Source organism: Paraprevotella xylaniphila YIT 11841, assembly GCF_900683745.1.
Taxonomy (GTDB): Bacteria; Bacteroidota; Bacteroidia; order Bacteroidales; family Bacteroidaceae; genus Paraprevotella; species Paraprevotella xylaniphila.
Map to the genome: position 1 here is coordinate 3,215,441 of NZ_LR215980.1, position 20,217 is coordinate 3,235,657.

Here is a 20,217-nt window from a genome sequence, read left to right on the forward strand (position 1 = left end):
TTTTGTCCTTTAATTTGATTTGAATAATATGGCCATGATTTTGAGAATTTTGTTTATAGCTGCATATCTCGTGTCGTTTTTTCCGTTGTATGCAGGGGTTGGTGGCGTAAAGCATCAGAAAGTGGAAGTGGAAGCACCGTTTCCTATGGATTCTGTGTACTTATGCGTATTTCCCCAAAAAGATTTCCCGATAACCCGGTATGGGGCAAAAGAAGGGGGAAAGGTATTGAATACAAAAGCTATAGCACGGGCTGTGGATGCTTGTCATCGGGTTGGTGGAGGACGTGTGGTCGTTCCTGCAGGAGAATGGTTGACCGGGCCTGTCCATTTGAAAAGCAATGTGAACCTGCATTTGGAGAAGGGGGCGGTGCTGAGTTTTACGGACGCTCCCTTAGATTACCTTCCGGCTGTCATGACTTCATGGGAGGGTATGGAGTGTTATAATTATTCTCCGTTGGTTTATGCCTATGATTGTGAAAATATAGCCATTACGGGCAGCGGGACCTTGGCTCCGCGAATGGAGACATGGAAAAAGTGGTTTGCCCGGCCTCAAGCCCACATGGATGCATTGAAAAAACTGTATGAGATGGCATCCACTGATATTGCGGTGGAAAAACGGCAAATGGCTGAAGGGGAGAATAACCTCCGTCCCCATCTGATACATTTGAATCGTTGTCGGAATGTGCCTCTTGAAGACTTCAGCATCAGGGAGAGCCCTTTTTGGACCATTCATCTTTATATGTGCAAAGGAGGTATTGTGCGTCGGCTTGATGTAAAGGCTAATGGGCATAACAATGACGGAATAGATTTGGAAATGAGCCGTGATTTCCTGATTGAGAACTGTACGTTTGACCAAGGGGATGATGCGGTAGTCATCAAGTCGGGACGGAACCGGGACGCGTGGAGGTTGGATACGCCCAGTGAAAATATCGTTATCAGGAATTGTAAGATTCTGGCCGGACATACATTGTTGGGAATAGGCAGTGAACTGTCGGGAGGGATACGTAACATCTTTATGCATCATTGTGATGTGCTTGGCTCTGTACGGTGTTTATTCTTCATTAAAACCAATTGCCGAAGAGGAGGTTTTGTTGAAAACATTCATTTGGAAGATATAACCTGTAATAAGACAGGCTACCTTGTGGGGTTGGATATGGATGTCATGTACCAATGGAGGGATTTGGTGCCTACTTATGAAGAGCGCCTCACTTCCATAAAAGGCATTCACGTAAGGGGCATAAAATGTGGCTCTGCTGATTATGTCTATGATTTTTCTGGTGATAAACGGTTGAAGCCTAAAGATATATTTGTTAGGGATGTCTATGTTGATAAAGCGAAGGGGGCATCCAACCGAAGCCGTAATGTCATCAATCTGATGTTGGACAACATACACTATTCGCAAATCCGGCCGGATGTGGTGTCTGAATAGCTGCGTTGAAATAGCCGGAGTCTTTTAATATCAACAGATAATTTTACTTGGAATGCAATATAGGATATTTTTATCGTTCATAGTTCTTTTTTGCTCTCCTGTTTTCGTCTTAGGCAAGGATTTTTGTTTAAATTCAGAAAAACAGGCGGTGATAGTCAACGGCATCCCGTGGTTCGACGACCGGGGCGGCATCGTCAACGCCCATGGTGCCTGCATCGTGGAAGAGGACGGGCGTTATTACCTGTTCGGCGAATGGAAGTCGGACAAGAGCAATGCCTTCCCGGGCTTTTCCTGCTACTCTTCCGATGACCTGGTCAACTGGAAATTCGAGAACGTGGTCTTGCGGGTGCAACCGGACGGCATCCTCGGCCCCAACCGCGTGGGCGAGCGTGTCAAGGTCATGAAATGCCCCAAGACCGGGGAGTACGTCATGTTCATGCACGCCGACGACATGGGATACAAAGACCCGTATATCGGTTATGCCACATGCAAGACCATCGACGGGGACTACCAGTTGCAAGGCCCGTTGCTTTACCAAGGGAAACCCGTCAAGCGTTGGGACATGGGCACGTTCCAGGACAGCGACGGCAGGGGCTACCTGCTCATCCACCACGGCCCCGTCTACCGTCTGAGCGACGATTACCGTTCCGTGGAAACCGAAGTGGCCCACGTCAAGGGTGCCGGAGAATCCCCTGCCATGTTCAAAAAGGAGGGCATATATTACTTGCTCTATTCTAACCTGACCAGTTGGGAGAAGAACGACAATTTCTACTTCACCGCCCCACGGATAGAAGGCCCGTGGACGCGACGCGGCCTGTTCTGCCCGGAAGGCAGGCTCACCTACAACTCGCAGACCACTTTCGTTTTCCCCCTTCGGCGCGGCAACGACACCATTCCGCTGTTCATGGGCGACCGTTGGTCGTATCCCCGCCAGGCTTCTGCCGCCACATACGTGTGGATGCCCCTGCAGGCGGAAGGCACAAAACTATCCATGCCTGAATACTGGCAGGCATGGGACATGCGCACGCTCCGCCCCACGGATGCCCTGAAAGGGGGCAAGATGCTTCCCTCCGGGAAAATCAGGTGCCCCGCACATTGGAGAAGGGAGGACGGCGCGCTCGTGTCGGACACCCCGGGCGGCAAAATGGAGATGGGCTTCGAGGGCACCCACGCGGCACTCATCGGGGAAGCCGGCCCGTTGGGCGGATATGCCCGTGTCAGCGTGTTAGATTCCCAACGAGATACGGTATATTCCTCGCTCGTGGATTATTACAGCAAATACCCCGAAACGGCCATCCGCATCATTACGCCCTGCAAACCCCGGGGCAAGTACACGCTTTGCGTGGAAGTGACCGGCATCAGTCCCGTGTGGACCGACAAGTCGAAGAGGATTTACGGCAGCAAGGGATGCCGCATCGGCATCAGGCAAGCCTGCATCTTTGAAGAATAAGGTTAAGTACAAGATATTGTTGTATCATAAAATAAAGCGGATAAGATTCATTCTTTATCAATCTTATCCGCTTTTTGTATGAGATTGTCGTTGTTACTTCACATTTCCCACTTTAATCAGGTATTCGGCAATCTGCACTGCATTCAGTGCGGCACCTTTCTTGATTTGGTCGCCTACGAGCCAAAGCGTCATGCCGTTTTCGTTGGCCAGGTCCTTACGGATACGGCCTACGTATACATCGTCTTTTCCGGCCAGGAAGAGCGGCATGGGGTAAGTCTGTGTGGACGGGTCGTCCATCAGTTGCACGCCTTCGCCGTGGGTGATGGCTTCACGCACTTCCTCTACCGTGAGCGGACGTTCCGTTTCCAACCAGATGGCTTCCGAATGGGAACGCAGGGCCGGTACGCGCACACACATGGCCGAACATTGCACGTCGCTGTGCATGATCTTCTGTGTCTCGTTGAACATCTTCATTTCCTCTTTGGTATACCCGTTGTCTTGGAATACGTCAATTTGGGGGATAACGTTATAAGCCAACTGATAGGCAAACTTCTTCACGGTGACGGGTTTGCCTTCCAGTACTTCACGGTACTGCTGTTCCAGTTCGGCCATGGCAGCGGCACCCGCTCCGCTGGCAGCCTGATAGCTAGCCACGTGGATGCGTTTGATATGGCTCAGGTTTTCGATAGGTTGCAGGGCCGTGACCATCATGATGGTCGTACAGTTCGGGTTGGCGATGATGCCGCACGGACGCTCCAAGGCATCTGCTGCGTTACATTCGGGCACGACGAGAGGCACGTCCTTGTCCATGCGGAATGCACTTGAATTATCTATCATGACTGCACCGTAACGGGTGATGTCTTCGGCAAATTCTTTGGATGTGCCGGCACCGGCCGAGGTGAAAGCGATGTCGATGTCTTTAAAATCATCGTTGTGCTGAAGAAGCTTCACTTCGATTTCTTTGCCACGGAATTTGTATTTGGAACCTGCACTGCGTGTTGAACCAAATAAAACGAGTTCGTCCAATGGGAAGTTTCTCTCTTCGAGCACACGCAGGAATTCCTGACCCACCGCGCCGCTCGCACCTACAATAGCTACTTTCATTTCATATAATTTTTAAAAGTTGTGATGATTCCGGTTGCAAAAATAGATAATTTATTACGATTGGACATACAAAATGGAAACTTTTTCGTTACTTTGCATCTTAAATTAATACAGATACTCATGCAGATGCCCGACTTGTCTACATATTTTCCCGTCACGGATCCCACGTGGATATTCTTTTTAGTGTTGAGCATCATTCTGTTTGCACCTATCTTATTGGGTAAACTGAAGATACCCCACATTGTCGGCATGATTTTGGCCGGTGTGTTGATTGGGCCATACGGTTTGCATGTGTTGGACAAGGACAGCAGTTTTGAACTGTTCGGGAACGTGGGCTTGTATTACATCATGTTTTTGGCCAGTTTGGAGATGGATATGCAGCACATGAAACGGATTCGTTGGCAGGCGTTGACGTTGGGGTTGGCGGCATTTGTTTTTCCCCTGACGATGGGTGTCGTCAGCAATGTGTTCCTCCTGAAATACAGCCTGGTGACTTCCGTTCTGTTGGCCAGTATGTATGCCTCGCACACCTTGATAGCCTATCCTATCGTGATTCGATACGGGGTGTCGCGTAACCGCAGTGTGAGTATTGCGGTGGGGGGAACTATTGTGACCGATACGCTGACCTTGTTGGTATTGGCTTTCATCTCGGGCATGTTCCGTGAGGAGGTGCACGGAGGTTGGTTCGGCGTTGTACTTTTGTTGAAAGTCATCTTGCTTTCCCTCTTCATCGTATATTCTTTTCCCCGTATTGCCCGGTGGTTTTTCCGTCGGTACAACGATCCGGTCATTCAGTTCATCTTTGTGTTGGCCATGGTCTTTTTGAGTGCCGGCTTGATGGAACTCATTGGGATGGAAGGGATATTAGGGGCCTTTTTGGCCGGACTGGTATTAAACCGGCTTATTCCGCATAGCGCACCGCTGATGCACCATTTGGAATTTGTGGGCAATGCTTTGTTTATTCCTTATTTCCTTATCGGGGTCGGCATGATTATCGACCTGCGTGTGTTGTTCGGGTCAGGTGAGGCATTGAAAGTAGCCGGTGTGATGATAACCATGGCGTTGGCCGGAAAATGGATCGCTTCGTGGGTGACTCAGAAGGTCTTTAAGATGTCGGTATTGGAGCGGGAACTGATGTTCGGTCTGAGTAACGCCCAGGCGGCGGCTACGCTTGCTGCGGTATTGGTGGGCTATAATATCATTTTGCCTTCCGGCGGGAGGCTGTTGAATGAAGATGTGCTGAACGGTACGATATTATTGATATTAGTGACATGTGTGGTCAGTTCGTTGATTACGGATGTGGCGGCACGAAGGTTGGCTTTACAGGATGGTAATATCAGTGAACCGCGTCCGTTGGACGAAGAGTCGGCTTTGATTGCCTTGGCCTATCCCGACACGGTGGATTATTTGGTCAACATGGCTTTGTTGATGCGGAAGGACAAGTCGGAGGCTCCGATGAGTGCTGTCAATGTGGTGTTGGACAATGATGACAAGGCACGTGAACAGGGGATGAAACTGTTGGAGGCTGCATCTGCCATCGCTTCGGCTGCCAACGTGCAGATGCAGACCAAAGTGCGTCTGGCTACTAATTTGTCAAATGGTATTATCCATTGCATGAAGGAGAACGATTACTCCGAATTAGTGGTAGGATTACACATGCAGAATTCTCCTTCCGAGTCGTTTTTCGGGCCGGTGCTGATCAGTTTGTTGAACCGCCTGAACCGTCAGATTACGATGATACGCTGTACGGTGCCGGTCAATACGATTCGCCGCATTCATGTTGCCGTACCGGCCAAGGCCCAGTTTGAGGCCGGTTTTTATCATTGGGTAGAGCGCGTGGCCCGTTTGGCTGTAGGACTGGGCTGTAGGATTATTTACCACGCCCATCCCGATACGATTCGGATTTTACAACGTTATCTGGGAACTTACCACGCGTCTATCCGTGCGGAATATGTCCAGACCGATGGCGGAAATGAGTTGAAACGTATTTCGCGGGAGGTCAGAGAAGACCACATGTTGGTGGTCGTGTTGGCGCGTAGAGGGTCTATTTCTTTCCGTCCGTCATTCGACCACATTCCCCGCCAAATCAAAAAGTACTATATGAATACGGGGTTAATGTTGATTTTCCCGGACGTGTATGCCGAGGCTGCGACGAAGGATGTGAGCGTGAACGAGCCGTTGACAACCGATTTGCGTTACGAGGCGGCCAAGGAGTGGTATAAGAATTGGTTGTCGCGTAGCAACGGAAAGGAGGATGGCCAATGACAACACCGGATTGGTTAGAGCGTACGTCGCTTCTGATGGGACCAGGCAAGATGGAACGTTTCCGCCGGGCACATGTCTTGGTGGTCGGTACGGGGGGCGTAGGAGCGTATGCCGCCGAGATGTTGGTACGTGCCGGAGTCGGCCGGTTGACGTTGTTGGATGCCGACCGGGTGCAACCAAGCAATATCAACCGCCAGTTGTGTGCCCTGCATTCGACGGTCGGGGAGGAAAAAGTCCGCGTGTTGGAGCAGCGCTTTAAGGATATCAATCCGGAACTCGGCTTGACCGTGCGGGATGAATTTCTGGAAGAGCAGTCGGTCGGTGCTTTACTGGACAGCGCGAAGTTTGACTTTATCGTTGATGCCATCGACACGATAGCACCGAAATGTGCTTTGATAGAAGAGGCGATGAAAAGACGCGTCAGGATCGTGAGCAGCATGGGGGCCGGGGCGAAAACGGATATTACCCAAATCCGTTTTGCCGACTTGTGGGAGACGTTTCATTGCGGGTTGAGCAAAGCCGTGCGGACCCGGCTGAAAAGAGACGGCATGCGTCGTCCGTTACCGGTGGTGTTTTGCGCCCAGCAGGCAGACCCGGCCGCTTTGGTCCAGGTAGAGGGAGAACGGAACAAGAAGACCACGACGGGCACGGTGAGTTATATGCCGGCCGTGTTCGGCTGTTACTTGGCACAATACGTGATAAGCAGGTTATAGAAGGATTATGATAGAAGTCAGGAGTATAAGGAAAAGTTTCGGTTCGCTTGAAGTGCTCAAAGGAATCGACCTCGATATCAGTAAGGGCGAGGTGGTGAGCATCGTGGGGCCGAGTGGGGCCGGAAAGACCACGTTGTTGCAGATTATGGGGACGTTGGATAAGCCGGACAGCGGAAGTGTCCGGCTCGACGGGGTTGCCATGGAAAGCTTGGACCGCAAGGAAATGGCGAATTTCCGTAACCGGCGCATCGGGTTCGTGTTTCAGTTCCATCAGTTGTTACCCGAGTTCACTGCACTCGAGAACGTGATGATTCCGGCATACATCGGGCGTGCTTCCACAAGCGAAGCCAAGGCGAGGGCACAAGAACTGTTGGACTTCATGGGACTGTCCGGCAGGGCTTCCCACAAGCCTAACGAGCTTTCGGGAGGAGAAAAGCAGCGGGTGGCTGTGGCACGCGCTTTGGTCAACCATCCTTCCGTAGTCTTTGCCGACGAACCTTCGGGGAGTCTGGATACGAAAAACAAGGGAGAGCTACATCAGCTGTTCTTCGATTTACGGGAACGGTTCGGGCAAACGTTCGTCATTGTGACCCACGATGACGGGTTGGCACGTTTGACAGACCGTACCATTCACATGAAAGACGGTTTGATAACCGATGATAAAAATATATCCCTATGAACATAGAATTAGGAAAGATGAACCGCCTCAGGGTGGTTAAGGCCGTGGATTTCGGCATGTATTTGGATGGAGGCGATGCAGGAGAGATTCTTCTTCCGGCACGTTATGTGCCGGAAGGTTGCAGCGTGGGAGACGAGTTGGATGTTTTCTTGTACTTGGATAGTGAAGAACGTTTGGTCGCTACCACGCAGACGCCTTTGGCCCAAGTCGGAGATTTTGCTTATTTGCAGGTCGCGTGGGTAAACAATTACGGGGCGTTCCTCGATTGGGGGCTGATGAAAGATTTGTTCGTGCCATTCCGTGAGCAGAAGCTCAAGATGCAGAAGGGGCGGAGTTATATCGTGCATCTGCATATCGACGAGGAAAGCTACCGCCTGATGGCTTCGGCCAAAGTGGAACATTATTTGTCGGACGAGATGCCTCCTTACAGCGAAGGCGATGAGGTGCAGGTTTTAGTCTGGCAAAAAACGGATTTGGGTTTCAAGGTCATTGTGGACAACCGTTTTTCCGGCTTGGTTTACGACAATGACTTGTTCCGGCCTTTACATACGGGAGACCGTATGCAGGCTTATATAAAGCAAGTCCGTCCGGACGGTAAACTGGATGTCACCTTGCAGAAACAGGGCAGGGAAGCGGTGGACGATTTTTCGCAAGTGCTTTTGGAACACTTGCAGCATAATGCCGGCCGTACCTCTTTGTGTGATAAGAGTCCGGCAGAAGAAATTTACGCGATGTTCGGTGTCAGCAAGAAAGTTTTCAAGAAAGCCGTGGGCGACCTTTATAAGAAAAGGCTTATCGAAATCACGGACGAGGGCTTGCGTCTGGTCTGACCTTCCGGAAAGATAGGGCATAAAAAATCAGCGTCGGAAAGTTCCCTTCATGGGATATGCTTTCCGACGCTGTGTGGTTTTGAAACGTATGAGGCTTATTTGTCGCCGCCGATTGTGCGCTTTTCTGCGATACGGGCCTTTTTGCCGGTAAGTTTGCGCAGGTAATACAATTTGGCGCGGCGAACTTTACCAATCTTGTTCACTACGATGCTGTCAATGTTCGGGCTGTCAATCGGGAATATACGTTCTACTCCCACCGTTCCGGACATTTTGCGAACCGTGAAACGTTTTTTGTTCTGGTGGCCTGAAATCTTGATGACCACACCACGGTACTGCTGGATACGCTCTTTGTTACCTTCGACGATTTTATATGCCACGGTAACGGTGTCGCCTGCTTTGAATTGGGGATGTTCCTTACCGGTAGCAAACGCTTCTTCTGCAATTTTAATTAAATCTGCCATTGTTTGTTTTAATCATTAAATTGTTTGTCGTCCCAATACAACATAACAGGGAACTCTGCATCCTGCCAGCGATTGTACGGAAAGCGGTGCAAAGGTACGGCTATTTTATGGAATAACCAAAGGCTTATGTGTTTTTTCAGCCTGATTGACAGGGCATGGACTTTTTTTTCGTAAATTTGGCCGTGGAATACAAACCAAATATGATGAGAACATTCAGAATTTTGTTTTTATACGTATGTTGCGGGTGGTCTGTGGCAACGTTTGCCCAACGTTACGAATTGGGAGACGTGAAAGCCGGGCGTTATGAGGTGACCCGTCGTCTGGACGCCAATCCCGATAGCGGGGCTTTGCGCGTGGTGGCTCCTTATCGTCATGCCGTAGACAGCATGATGTCGCCGGTGTTGGGAGAAAGCGAAGTGGCTATGCGGGCAGACCGTCCCGAGAGCCTTTTGTCGAATTTTGTGGCCGACGTGTTGCGTGAGGGTTCTCTCCGGGTGGGGAAGATGGCCGATATCGGCCTATGCAATATCGGCGGGCTGCGGAGCACGATGCCTAAGGGCAAGGTGACGTATGGAGATGTGTTGGAAATAGCCCCGTTCGAGAATCACCTGTGCATCCTCTCTTTGGACGGGCGTAAACTGACGGAGCTGATGGAACAGATAGCTGCCGTAGGGGGCGAGGGGATCAGCGGTGCGCGTCTGGTCATTACCGCAGACGGACGCTTGTTGAGTGCCGAGGTCGGGGGAAAACCGATTGACCCCAATGGTATATATGTGATTTCCACGTTGGACTATCTGGCCGAGGGTAATGACAAGATGTATGCCCTGAAAGATAATTTGTCGAAGAATGTCACGGATATAGCTGTACGCGATTTGATTATGGAGTCTATTCGCCGGACGGCTGCGCAGGGGCATAAAATCACGGCCCGTATGGAGGGTAGAATCGTCAAACAATGAGAAACCGGACAATGAAAAAGGTAAGGATTATGATGTGGTCGGTCTTGTGCGGATTGGCAAGCACCGTGTTTGCGGCGCAAGGCGGTGAAGTGGAATTACGTATCGTGCACACTAATGACACGCACAGTTGTGTGATGCCGGTCAACCCTAATTCGTCCGATACGGCATTGGCGGATAAAGGCGGTTTTGTGCGCCGTGCGGCACTGGTGCGCGATTTGCGTGCAGAAGACCCGGACTTGCTGCTTTTTGACAGCGGTGACTTTTCACAAGGTTCTGCTTATTACAATTTGTATAAAGGGGATGTGGAAGTAAAGTTGATGAACGAAATGCGTTATGATGCGGCCACCATCGGGAATCATGAGTTTGATTTCGGGTTGGACAACATGGCGCGCATATTCCGCGAGGCTGATTTCCCTATCGTTTGTGCGAATTATCATGTCGAAGGCACGGTGTTGGAGGGATTGGTACGCCCGTATGTCATATTGGAACGTAAGGGAGTGAAGGTCGGAGTGTTCGGATTGGGCACGCAGTTGGAGGGAATGGTTGCTTCAGAGAATTACAAGGGGGTGACGTATGAGGACCCGGTTACGGCTGCCAACCGGGTGGCCGACGAACTGAAAAACAAGGAGCACTGCGACCTTGTGGTGTGCCTTTCCCATTTAGGGTGGGATATCGACGGCCTGGACGACACGGAACTGGTGCCGGCCACGCGCCATATCGACATTGTGCTGGGCGGCCATTCGCATACTTATTTCGAGCATCCCGAGGTGTTGAAAAATGCCGAAGGGAAGGATGTGTATTGCAACCAGATGGGCAAGCACGGGCGTTATGTCGGCATGCTGCTGTTGGAGATGTCGCCGACAGAAGACTGACCCTTATTCGAAATAGAGCGTCAGTACAATCATTTTCGACGATGCCCCGTCCAAAGAATTGGTGAATTTCCGCAGCGAATTGTCTATCAAATCGTTGCGGTTTTTTTGTAAGATGTCTGCCAAGCCGAAACAGAACTTCAGTTCGGGGATGAGCTTGAAAAACGGCAGGTAGATGTCGCAGCCCATGCCCACTTCGATATAACAGTCGAAAGGTTTCATGAGCAGGGCTTTTTGTTTCTTGGTAGTCAGGTCTACCATCGGGTTCACGCCTGCAATGAAATAAGGGCGGAAGTTGTTATAGCGTGGGGCGGCGAACTTCAAGTCCAACGGGACGGAAATATAAGTCGATTTGATGTTTTGCGTACTGTCCTGCCCCGTTTTTTGTTCATGGAAAGACACGTGCTTCTGTCCGAAATGCAGGGTAGGGACGAGGCGCAGGGACAAATAGGTGTTCAGGCGCATTTCACCTAATACGCCCACACTGAATCCCGGACTGTAGTTGTCCACATCGGCATACCATTGCTCGCCGGTTTCCGGGTCTACATAGCCGTTGTTTTTCAGTTCCAGGTCCTGCATGTGTACGCCGAAGAGGAACCCATAGTGGAATCTCCTTTGGTCGATGTACGGACGATGCTGGAGTTTACGCTCCTGTGCCATCATGCCATACGCGGACAATAGGCAAAGGAGGACGGCCAGAATTCTTTTCATGAATCATTGATATTTATTAGAAAACAACGCAAAGATACGCAGCTTATTGCATTTGGCCGTGGCTTTTCGGATGAAAATCACTAAAAATAGTGAGAAAATATTTTGGGGGATTCTATTTAAATACTAACTTTGCGGTATCGTTTGAATAAAACAAGGCATTAATAATTTAAATTCTAATCAATATGGCTTACGTAATTGGTGATGATTGTGTAGCTTGCGGTACTTGCATCGACGAGTGTCCGGTAGGCGCAATTTCTGAAGGTGAAAAATATGTAATCAACGCTGACGCTTGCACGGAGTGCGGTACTTGCGCTGATGTTTGTCCTTCGGGTGCAATTTCTCTCTAAGACAGGGGAGATTACATAATCTTTAAAAAGTTAGACAAGAAAGGCCTTCTCTTCCGAAAGGGGGAGAAGGTTTTCCGTTTATAAGGACAAGAGGTATGCAAGAGGGATTTTTGATTGTAGGCAGAGGGTTGGGGCAGGTCATGTTCCAGAACAATGCGGTTTCGGGTTTGTTGATGTTAGTGGGAATAGCTTGCAACTCGTGGCTATTGGCTCTTTTGGCCCTCTTGGGGAATTTTGTCGGTACGGTGACGGCATTCTTTTCCGGATATTCAAAAGAAGATATAGAGGATGGTTTGTATGGTTTCAACGGTACGTTGGTGGGCATTGCCGTCGGCGTGTTTATGGAGCCGGGGGTGGCTTCCCTCCTTTTGTTGGTGGCGGGTTCCATGCTCTCCACATGGATAGCCCGCGTGTTCGCTTATCAGAAACTTCTGCCCGGTTTCACGGCTCCTTTCATCCTTGCCGTATGGTTGTTGCAGGCCCTTTGCCGTGGGTGGTTCCCCTCATTGTTGTCATCTTCTGTGATGCCGGAAGAAACGGCAGCCGACTGGTTCCGGGCCTTTAGCCTGAATATCGGTCAGGTGATGTTCCAAGGCGGCACGGTGCTTTCCGGACTTTTCTTTTTGGCCGGCATATTGCTCAATTCCCGCGTCCATGCCTTGTATACGGTGTGGGGTGCCTTGTTGCCTTTGGGCATGGTCTGGATGGTCGGTTCCGATTATGCAGCTTTCAATGCAGGTCTGTTGGGATATAACGCTGTGCTTTGCGCCATTGCTTTGGGCGACCGTTCCTGGGCAGGGGCAGCGTGGGCTACATTGTCCGTCACGCTCTCAGTCCTTTTGCAGGTTTGGGGGATGAGTTTGGGAATGACTACGCTGACGGCCCCGTTCGTCGTGTCCGTTTGGATTGTTTCAGGGATGCGGCGTGCCTTGTGCAGGAAATAGGTGTTTTTTTAATGCGCTGAATCTTACCGTTGCCTGTCCTATTGGCAGAGGCTTGTTTTGTCTTTTTGACGCTAAAATGCTTATTGGGGAGGCAGGGGGTAAGGTCACAGCCGTTTTTGTGGATGGAAAAAGACCTTTGAAAAAGGCAATGTATACGGGTTTTGCTTGTCGTTTAAACACATATTTTCACATTGTGCCCTTGTTTACGGGTTTTGTTGATGGATTTTAAGAATCAATCGCATGAGAATGATTTTTCGTTCGGCGCAGAAAAACATTTTTTTCTCCTCATGTTTGGGCAGGAAAGTCCGTTTTCCGGTGGAAAAGCCGACTGAAAGGGGGACGAAAAACGACGTTTATGGACCTTTTTTCTCTAAATGGAAGACGGTTGTTGTCAAAATCCGGATGACACGATAACAGGCAAATGCCGACTTTGGCTTTCCCATGTCTCTTCGGCCTGCGTACGGCTTGCCTTTCCGGTGTGCGAAAGGTTAGCGGGAGGCGTGGAATGACTGACAGAAAGGCTTTCGTCCGGTGCACGAGAATCGTTTCTTTTTATCGTCGTCTCGTCCTGGCTCGGAATGAAGCATTCTCGTGAGGGTGGAACTGTCGTTTTGACAGTTTGTCGGAATGCGAACTAAAAAACGGTTGGGAAAACTTTGGGAGACAAATTCCTTTGTTTTGTTGATGGGTTTGGGGAAAACGTATATCTTTGCTTTTATGAAAGGATGGAGAGTGATTTATTCTTGCAGCTATAATGCAACTTGAAATCAATACGGCGTGGCTTTTTACCATCGGATTTGTTTTTGTTTTGTTGGCTGTCGTTTTTGGTTGTATCTTATTCGTGTTGTCTAATAAAAAAACAAATTAGTTATGGGATTGATTTATTTTATTTCAGCTTTTGGAATATTGATGTTGGTAGGCATTATTTGGGGAATAGGTGAATTGCGGAAAGACGCTTCAAAAAGATAAGGTGTTTAGCCGTAAATGGTTCGGTCTTGATTTTACTTGTGCGGCTTTGTAAAAAGAAACCCACCATTCCGGAATGTGCCGGGAATGATGGGTTTTGCTTGTGTGAAAAGTATCTGTTTTTAGAAACTTGTTTTTTGGACTTTCAGTGTGTTCTTTCCGCTTGAAAGGATGTAAATGCCTTGGTTCAGGTCGTCGATGCTGACGGAAGTCGCATGGTTCGCTTGTTTCAACATGCGGCCTTGCAGGTCGTAGACAGCAATGTCGTTTGGTTCTGCGAAGTAGAACGTATTGCCTACACGTTGGGCAGACAAAGTCTTCACACCGTTGATACCGTCGCCTCCGCTAACAGTGTATGCGGCAAGGGTTGTGGAGAAGTCTGTGATGTTGGCAGAGAGAAGGGCCTTGGTTGTGCCGTTCGTGGCGGCCCCGGTTACCAACAGGGGGACATCATTGTTTGTGGCCGTACCGTTTGAGCAGGTATAAGCCAATGATTGGGTAATGGTTTTCTCGCTGTTTTGGTCTTGAATGACATAACCATATAAAGAAACCTCCCCGTTGTTTACTGCCATGCTTGTGAAGTTCTCGTTGAAGTGTTGGGTGTCGCCATTGCCTTCATCAAGGCTACTTTGAGCAGTCCATTGTACTTCTAATGAATTCTTGTCCAATGCCGTGGCAAACAAGTCGCATCCTCCTACATGGGTGAGCTTGTTGTCGAAAGGCATCATTTGATGGAACGTTCCGCCAATGTAGAGGGTATTGTCTGCTATTTGCATTTTACCGATGTTGTTATAAGACGCTCCATTACTATGGGAGTCTGCATGGAATATTTTTGTTGTGGCCTTGCCATCTTGGATGGCAGCCGTGATGAAAGCATGTTCCACCATTCCATTCGTGTTATCGAACGCCAAAGTAATGTCTTCGCTTCCATTCGGATAAGTGAATGTCAGTGTGCCTTGGGCCGCAAAACACAAATATACGGAATTGCTTTCTGTCGTGAAGTTGATACTTTCTACTCCCATTTGATCACCTCCCAATTGGGTTTTAACACCGACTTGCGCTACGGATTCTGCATTGTCTAGTGCAGATGCATCCAATGAGAAAATACCGGCACTGATGAGGTCATCATACATGAAATCAAATATATTCATGTATATGCCTTTCCATTGTACATTGTCTATAGTTACGTCGCCAGTATACATGGCTGAAGCGTACAACTTTCCGTTGTTTGCTTCTATGTGGTTGATTTTTATATATGGAAATCCTTCTTGGGGAAAGTAAAGCCCACTGGAAGCTATTTCTGCATTGGCTTCCGGCCAAATGACTTTTGTAGCTTTCAACGCACCTTCGGCACTGTATGCCGCAATGAAACTGGACACTTGGTTTTCCACTTCTCCGGCCTTGCCGTTGACGGTTTGCGCTTTGCCATCCGTGCTTCCCACTTCCACGGCATCGGCCAAAGTCCCGGCCACGTAGACGTTGTTCTGCTCATCGGTGGTGATGGCCGTAATGGTGGCTGCACCGCGCAGACCGACAGCCCAAAGAGCGTTGCCGTTGGCATCGTATTTGGCCAGATAGGCACTGTTGGCAATCGGGTCAAGAACGGTGCTTCCGATGACAATCGGTTGCGTGAATGCTCCCGTGGCGTAGGTGTTGCCTGCATTGTCCACAGCCGTGGGGGCTTGGAGGTTGAGTTCTTCCCATTTCGACACGGTATTTTCTACCGACTTGGACCACTTCTGTTGGTCGGCTGCAAATGCTTGCGTGCCCGTCAAGAACAGGCTACAAGCTGCGATAAGTAATGTTCTTTTCATAATGGATAATTTAAAAAATGAATATTAAGTATTGTCATATTGGGTCCGGGAGGAGGTTACTCTTCCTCCAGTCCCGGATTGGCTGCAATGGCTTCGGAGGGGATACGTAACGTATAGCGTGAGTCATCCTTTTGCAATACGTAAGTTTCTCCCTTATAGGTCTTGGTCAGTTCCTGGCGAGTGGTACGACGCAGGTCAAACCAACGATGGCCTTCGAAAGCCAGTTCGCGGAAACGTTCGTTGTAGATTTCTTCCCGCAACTCATCTTGCGTCATGGCCAGGACTTCCGCCTCGTATGTGGGGTAGATGGCTGCAAGGTAACGTTTCTTCATCAGTTCCGTCAGGTAATGGCGGGCATTGTCCATGTCGTTCAGTTCCAAGGCGGCTTCTGCGGCGGTCAGGTAGAACTCGGCAGAGCGGAATGTGCAGCGGAACTCATTGGTTCCGGCTTTGAGGACTTCTGTCGCACTGGCGGAAATCTGCCGGTAGAATTTGCTTCGGCGCATGTCACCGCTACGGTAAAGGGACATCAATTCCGGATTCACGTATCCCACTCCGAGGGACGAGGCAATGAAAAGGCGTTCCATGGAAAGGATGGCTTCCACAGACTGGTAGTGGTTGGGCAATGTGGAGGATGTGGTGAGGTCTTCCAATTCACCATGCCTGTTCACGACATCTGTCGCATAGTCATAGGCGTTAGCCCAGTCTCCCATGTACAAGTACACTCGGGCGCGGAAAGCGTTGGCCGAAAGCGTGTTGAACCGGTAGGTCTCGCCTTCCGGCCAATTCTCTACGTTGAGCAGTTTTTCGGCCTCGTTTATGTCAGACAAGATGGAGGCATAGACCTCTGCCACGGTATTGCGCGACAGCACTTCGCGGACATCGCTGTTCAGTTTCAACGGGATGCCTTTGGTGGCAGCCGGATTGCAATGTGTGTAAGGGGCTGCGTAGAGGTTAACCAAGATGAAGTGCATGTAGGCGCGTAACATATAGGCTTCTCCGGCCAGTTGGTTGCGTTCGGCTTGTGTAGCTTCAGTGATATTGTCTTTGTTTTCTATGACGGAATTGGCAATATAGTTTACGTAATAGTATCTTTGCCAACCGAACGAAAGTGTGGTTTGGTCGGGGGCGACATCATTCCAACACCAAATATCCAGATAGGAGTTTAGTGATTCTTGGTTTTGTTCGCCTTCCAAGGTTAACTCATCGCTTCGGAATGTGGCCATACCGCGGTCTGAGGGGATGGCTGAATAGGCTTCGGTGAGCAAGTCGCGAAACTCTTGCCCGGTTTTGGGCATGACCTTGCCGACGGGTTGGATGTCAAGGAAGTCGTTACAAGCTGTGAATGAAAGTAAGATGGCTATGAGCCACACTATGTTAAAACATTTATTCTTCATTGTTCATTCTCCTAATTAAAAATTCACGTTAAGTCCGAAGATGAAACTTTTAGGGATGGGGGAGGCGTACGGATTCCCCATCGTTTCCGGGTCAAGATAATTATGATAGTTGCTGGCGATGACCCAAAGGTCACGTCCTTCCAACGATACAGACGCACTTTTCACTCCGATAGGCTTCAACCAACGTGTAGGCAGGTCGTAAGCAAGGCGGATGCTTTGGAAACGGAAGTAGTTCTGTTTCTTGACGTAAATATCCAAATTGTTCAGGATGGGATAGTTGTCATAAAAAGAATATTCCTCCGGCCTGTCGCTGCTGTTGATGAGCCTCGGGAACTTCCCGTCAGGGTTATCCGGCGTCCAACGGTCCAAGATGTCGCGGTTTGTGTTCAGACCGCGGTCATAAGTGGTCAGGCTGTAGCTTGGCGTGGTCTGCACGTGCATCCCGAAGTTGAAGATACAGTTGACGCTCAATGTCACGCGTTGGTATTTGAATGTATTCGTGAATCCGCCAGAAACTTTCGGGTCAGTGCTGCCCATGTAGGTCAACAGGTTACGTTGTTCTTCTGCGCTCAGAGAACTGGCACCGGCGTTATTAAGTTGGAAAAAGTCTTTAGCAGAAAGCTTTTGCCCGTCTTTTGTAAGGTATAAGGGGTAGCCTTCATCGTCCAGTCCGGCTGTCTTGTAAGCGAAGATAGCTCCCACGGGGTAACCTTCGCGGCTCGGCGTGGTGGAGTTTTCGGCCACGGTTTCCTGTAAGACGGTATTGTCGTTGAAACCGAAATTCAGATTGGTGAACCATGTGAAATCTTTGGTGTGGATGTTCCGTGTGGTCAAAGCCACTTCCACGCCTTGGTTCTCCATGCTGGCCCAGTTGACCGTGGTAGAAGAATAACCGGTTTCCAAGGGCAGCATACGCATGCCGATAAGGTCTGTCCCTTTACGATAATAGTAGTCCACGCTCAATGAGATGGCATTGTCCCAAAGTGACAAGTCCATTCCGACATTCACGTTTTGTGTCTTTTCCCAACGCAAGTCAGGGTTAGGAGCATTCTGCGGACGCAATGCATCTTCAGGGTTGTTCGGCAGAATAGTGGCTTGCACATATTTTCCGATAAGATAAGGGGAAGTGTTCTTGTCAATGTTACCCTGCAGACCGTATGATGCACGGAGTCCCAAATTGTCTATGGCCGTGACATTCTTCATGAACGGTTCGTCGCTGATACGCCATAATCCGCTGACGGAATAGAGCGGAAGGTAACGGTACTTCTTTGCTACACCGAAAATATCCGATCCGTCAAAGCGGATGCTTCCTCCGAGTGTGTAGCGGTGGAGTAGCGTATAGGAACCGGTGGCAAACCATGAGACGAATGCATTTTCTGTGAATGTTTCGGTATGAAGAGGCAGGGCTTCTGCCGAGTTTTCCGTGGGGAATATGACTGGTACGGAAGTCAGTGTCCGGTTATCATATCCGTATGCGGCAGAAAACAAGGATTTGTATTCATTATGACGGATTTCCGTACCCAACATCACTTCCAATTCATGGATATCCTTGAAACGGTTGTCATATTCGGCCATGGCTTTCCATGTCCATTGGGTTTGGTGGCTGTCCGTAATTTTGTTGCTTCCTCCATCGGGAAGGAAGGTACGTTTGCCATCGCTGTAAGAATATGTGTTTTGTTCTTTCTCCCGTCGCATGGCGTAGCTGTTTTCCCCGGCATATTTTTCGATAGTGCCTTCGTCCCATTGCAAACCGAATTGGGACGTAATTTTAAAATGTTCGTCCAGTTTGAGTTCTGCGTCGAAGATGGACATTAAAGATGTCGTTGTGTTGATGTTGGATGTGTTGGCGCGTTCCTCGAAAATGTTGAAGTCTGATACGATGTCGCCTTTGCTATGTTGTACGTTGACATCATAGATATAATCCCCTTCATCATCGAACGGGCGCAGGTAGGGGTTGGCGATGCGTGAATAATAAACAGGATTAGTGAACCCATCACCGTAGGTCAGGTACGACCTTTGCTTACGGCGGTTGGCAAATACGGAGGCACCCACTTTCAGTTTGTTGTTGATGCGGTAGTCGGTTTTCAGTGTCAGGTTGAAGCGGTCGTTCTTTACGCTTTCCACATTGCCTTGTTCCACATAGTAGCCTAAGGCGGAGTAGTAGGTGGCCTTTTCCGAACCGCCGGACAGGCTTACGTTGTATTCTTGGTTGAACACGTCCCGGAAGAGGATGTCGTTCCAATCCGTATTGACAGCCCGCAGGGCATTGATGTCGGCCTGTGCCTCGGGCGAGAGGGCGTTCCAGCCTCCGGCCTTGTAGGCATCGGTCAGCCCGTAGCCTGCAATGATGCGGGCTACGTCGCCTTTGTTTTCGCGGTAGGTATAATCGGACTGCAACAGGCCTAATTCAAGGTCAACCTTTTCATCAGAGTTCAGAAGGTTGAGGCGGTCTATGTCTGTCTTGGGGTTGTACGTCAACTTCATGGAGAAGTTGATTTGTGGCTTGCCTGCTTTCCCTTTTTTGGTGGTGATAACGATTACACCGTTTGCAGCCCGGGCACCATAAATGGCCGTGGCTGCTGCATCCTTCAGTACCGTGATGCTTTCAATGTCCTGTGGGTTAATACCTGCGATGGAAGTCTGATAGATGTTGTCTATGTCTTGTAAATCTTCCATGGACGGGATGTCTGTGCCCTCCAATGGAATGCCGTCGAGCACCCAGAGCGGGTCTTGCGTCCCGTTGATGGAGGACGTACCGCGGATACGTAACTTGACCGGTGCGCCGGGTGAGCCGGAAGAGGTCACGCTAGACAGTCCGGCAATCTGTCCGGCCAAAGCCTGGTCTATGTTGTTGACTCCACCGATAATCTCATCGGACATCTTTATCGTTGTGACGGCCGAGGTCAGCTTGCGGCGGTCAATGGCCTGATAACCCGTGACGACCAGTTCATTCAGCTGTTTGGAATCATTTTCCATGTAGACTGTATAGTTGTCTTTTCCGGCCTGAAGATGAATCGTGGCCGTTGTATAACCCATGAATTGGCAAGTCAGGTTTTGGGTTCCTGAGGGTACTTCCAGTTTGAACTTACCGTCCAAGTCAGTTGTCGTGCCATGCGCCACGGTACCTTGTGCGCTCATGACCGCTATGGTGGCACCGATAACCGGTTGGTTGTCTGCCTTGTCGAAGACAGAGCCGGTGACGGTGCGGGTCTGTGCCGCCATGGACAGAATCCCGATGAACAGACACAAGAGGATACATTCAATTCTTCTCATATTCATTCC

The 20,217-nt window shown here is 49.6% G+C and carries 16 protein-coding genes; 10 read left to right on the forward strand and 6 right to left on the reverse strand.

Annotated elements, in window-relative coordinates; genetic code table 11:
- The first annotated feature begins 28 nt into the window (after window positions 1-28).
- Together E0E47_RS13390 and E0E47_RS13395 are read left to right on the forward strand one after the other, a co-directional pair.
- Window positions 29-1,429 carry a glycoside hydrolase family 28 protein gene (locus E0E47_RS13390; RefSeq protein ID WP_130893955.1) on the forward strand — a complete coding sequence of 467 codons (1,401 nt, stop codon included), beginning with the start codon at window positions 29-31 and terminating at the stop codon, window positions 1,427-1,429.
- Window positions 1,430-1,481: 52 nt separating this feature from the next.
- The gene (locus E0E47_RS13395) at window positions 1,482-2,879 is read left to right on the forward strand and encodes a family 43 glycosylhydrolase (protein WP_130893956.1); all 1,398 of its coding nucleotides are present in this window, start codon (window positions 1,482-1,484) and stop codon (window positions 2,877-2,879) included.
- A gap of 93 nt (window positions 2,880-2,972) precedes the next feature.
- Here the strand turns inward: E0E47_RS13395 and E0E47_RS13400 are convergent, their stop codons facing one another.
- Complete coding sequence (locus E0E47_RS13400) at window positions 2,973-3,983, reverse strand: aspartate-semialdehyde dehydrogenase (RefSeq protein ID WP_130893957.1); 1,011 nt, start codon at window positions 3,981-3,983, stop codon at window positions 2,973-2,975.
- Between the two features lie 24 nt (window positions 3,984-4,007).
- On the opposite strand from E0E47_RS13400, the gene E0E47_RS13405 reads away from it, so the two are divergent.
- From E0E47_RS13405 to E0E47_RS13420, 4 genes are read left to right on the forward strand one after another with little or no spacing between them, the layout of a single operon-like run.
- Entirely contained in the window at window positions 4,008-6,248 is a 2,241-nt protein-coding gene (locus E0E47_RS13405; protein ID WP_130894390.1) for a cation:proton antiporter, read from the forward strand.
- Window positions 6,245-6,961: a tRNA threonylcarbamoyladenosine dehydratase gene (locus E0E47_RS13410; protein ID WP_130893958.1), complete on the forward strand. Its 717-nt coding sequence runs from the start codon at window positions 6,245-6,247 to the stop codon at window positions 6,959-6,961. Before E0E47_RS13405 ends, E0E47_RS13410 begins: the two co-directional genes overlap by 4 nt.
- Window positions 6,962-6,968: 7 nt before the next feature.
- Window positions 6,969-7,640 (forward strand): ABC transporter ATP-binding protein, encoded by a 672-nt coding sequence (locus tag E0E47_RS13415; protein WP_130893959.1) that lies wholly within the window; start codon window positions 6,969-6,971, stop codon window positions 7,638-7,640.
- Window positions 7,637-8,470 (forward strand): CvfB family protein, encoded by an 834-nt coding sequence (locus tag E0E47_RS13420; RefSeq protein ID WP_130893960.1) that lies wholly within the window; start codon window positions 7,637-7,639, stop codon window positions 8,468-8,470. The genes E0E47_RS13415 and E0E47_RS13420 overlap by 4 nt, the downstream gene beginning before the upstream one ends.
- Window positions 8,471-8,565: 95 nt before the next feature.
- On the opposite strand, the gene rplS is transcribed toward E0E47_RS13420, so the two are convergent.
- A complete protein-coding gene (rplS, locus tag E0E47_RS13425) occupies window positions 8,566-8,931 on the reverse strand; it encodes a 50S ribosomal protein L19 (RefSeq protein WP_008628369.1) in 366 nt (121 codons plus the stop codon).
- Window positions 8,932-9,131: 200 nt separating this feature from the next.
- Here rplS and E0E47_RS13430 point away from each other — a divergent pair, with 200 nt between their 5' ends.
- Window positions 9,132-9,887 carry a 5'-nucleotidase C-terminal domain-containing protein gene (locus tag E0E47_RS13430; protein ID WP_232038447.1) on the forward strand — a complete coding sequence of 252 codons (756 nt, stop codon included), beginning with the start codon at window positions 9,132-9,134 and terminating at the stop codon, window positions 9,885-9,887.
- Window positions 9,884-10,759 carry a bifunctional metallophosphatase/5'-nucleotidase gene (locus E0E47_RS13435; RefSeq protein WP_130893962.1) on the forward strand — a complete coding sequence of 292 codons (876 nt, stop codon included), beginning with the start codon at window positions 9,884-9,886 and terminating at the stop codon, window positions 10,757-10,759. Before E0E47_RS13430 ends, E0E47_RS13435 begins: the two co-directional genes overlap by 4 nt.
- A gap of 3 nt (window positions 10,760-10,762) precedes the next feature.
- On the opposite strand, the gene porT is transcribed toward E0E47_RS13435, so the two are convergent.
- Window positions 10,763-11,467: a type IX secretion/gliding motility protein PorT/SprT gene (gene porT / locus E0E47_RS13440; RefSeq protein ID WP_130893963.1), complete on the reverse strand. Its 705-nt coding sequence runs from the start codon at window positions 11,465-11,467 to the stop codon at window positions 10,763-10,765.
- Between the two features lie 182 nt (window positions 11,468-11,649).
- Here porT and E0E47_RS13445 point away from each other — a divergent pair, with 182 nt between their 5' ends.
- Window positions 11,650-11,814, forward strand: a complete 165-nt coding sequence (locus E0E47_RS13445) for a 4Fe-4S binding protein (RefSeq protein WP_008628372.1) — start codon at window positions 11,650-11,652, stop codon at window positions 11,812-11,814.
- A gap of 95 nt (window positions 11,815-11,909) precedes the next feature.
- Entirely contained in the window at window positions 11,910-12,758 is an 849-nt protein-coding gene (locus tag E0E47_RS13450; protein WP_130893964.1) for an urea transporter, read from the forward strand.
- A gap of 1,088 nt (window positions 12,759-13,846) precedes the next feature.
- Here the strand turns inward: E0E47_RS13450 and E0E47_RS13460 are convergent.
- The 3 genes from E0E47_RS13460 to E0E47_RS13470 are packed head-to-tail and all read right to left on the reverse strand — an operon-like array spanning window position 13,847 to window position 20,208.
- The gene (locus E0E47_RS13460; protein ID WP_130893965.1) at window positions 13,847-15,538 is read right to left on the reverse strand and encodes a T9SS type A sorting domain-containing protein; all 1,692 of its coding nucleotides are present in this window, start codon (window positions 15,536-15,538) and stop codon (window positions 13,847-13,849) included.
- 56 nt (window positions 15,539-15,594) lie between these two features.
- Entirely contained in the window at window positions 15,595-16,935 is a 1,341-nt protein-coding gene (locus E0E47_RS13465) for a RagB/SusD family nutrient uptake outer membrane protein (RefSeq protein WP_130893966.1), read from the reverse strand.
- A gap of 15 nt (window positions 16,936-16,950) precedes the next feature.
- Window positions 16,951-20,208 carry a SusC/RagA family TonB-linked outer membrane protein gene (locus E0E47_RS13470; RefSeq protein WP_172604715.1) on the reverse strand — a complete coding sequence of 1,086 codons (3,258 nt, stop codon included), beginning with the start codon at window positions 20,206-20,208 and terminating at the stop codon, window positions 16,951-16,953.
- Window positions 20,209-20,217 lie beyond the last annotated feature (9 nt).

Bases quoted from the DNA above. Each gene is read 5' to 3' on its own strand.
- E0E47_RS13445 (WP_008628372.1), top strand. From the start codon at position 11,650: ATGGCTTACGTAATTGGTGATGATTGTGTAGCTTGCGGTACTTGCATC.
- E0E47_RS13415 (WP_130893959.1), top strand. From the start codon at position 6,969: ATGATAGAAGTCAGGAGTATAAGGAAAAGTTTCGGTTCGCTTGAAGTG.
- E0E47_RS13450 (WP_130893964.1), top strand. From the start codon at position 11,910: ATGCAAGAGGGATTTTTGATTGTAGGCAGAGGGTTGGGGCAGGTCATG.
- porT (WP_130893963.1), bottom strand. From the start codon at position 11,467: ATGAAAAGAATTCTGGCCGTCCTCCTTTGCCTATTGTCCGCGTATGGC.
- E0E47_RS13460 (WP_130893965.1), bottom strand. From the start codon at position 15,538: ATGAAAAGAACATTACTTATCGCAGCTTGTAGCCTGTTCTTGACGGGC.
- E0E47_RS13405 (WP_130894390.1), top strand. From the start codon at position 4,008: ATGATTCCGGTTGCAAAAATAGATAATTTATTACGATTGGACATACAA.
- rplS (WP_008628369.1), bottom strand. From the start codon at position 8,931: ATGGCAGATTTAATTAAAATTGCAGAAGAAGCGTTTGCTACCGGTAAG.
- E0E47_RS13470 (WP_172604715.1), bottom strand. From the start codon at position 20,208: ATGAGAAGAATTGAATGTATCCTCTTGTGTCTGTTCATCGGGATTCTG.
- E0E47_RS13400 (WP_130893957.1), bottom strand. From the start codon at position 3,983: ATGAAAGTAGCTATTGTAGGTGCGAGCGGCGCGGTGGGTCAGGAATTC.
- E0E47_RS13420 (WP_130893960.1), top strand. From the start codon at position 7,637: ATGAACATAGAATTAGGAAAGATGAACCGCCTCAGGGTGGTTAAGGCC.
- E0E47_RS13430 (WP_232038447.1), top strand. From the start codon at position 9,132: ATGATGAGAACATTCAGAATTTTGTTTTTATACGTATGTTGCGGGTGG.
- E0E47_RS13465 (WP_130893966.1), bottom strand. From the start codon at position 16,935: ATGAAGAATAAATGTTTTAACATAGTGTGGCTCATAGCCATCTTACTT.
- E0E47_RS13410 (WP_130893958.1), top strand. From the start codon at position 6,245: ATGACAACACCGGATTGGTTAGAGCGTACGTCGCTTCTGATGGGACCA.
- E0E47_RS13395 (WP_130893956.1), top strand. From the start codon at position 1,482: ATGCAATATAGGATATTTTTATCGTTCATAGTTCTTTTTTGCTCTCCT.
- E0E47_RS13435 (WP_130893962.1), top strand. From the start codon at position 9,884: ATGAGAAACCGGACAATGAAAAAGGTAAGGATTATGATGTGGTCGGTC.
- E0E47_RS13390 (WP_130893955.1), top strand. From the start codon at position 29: ATGGCCATGATTTTGAGAATTTTGTTTATAGCTGCATATCTCGTGTCG.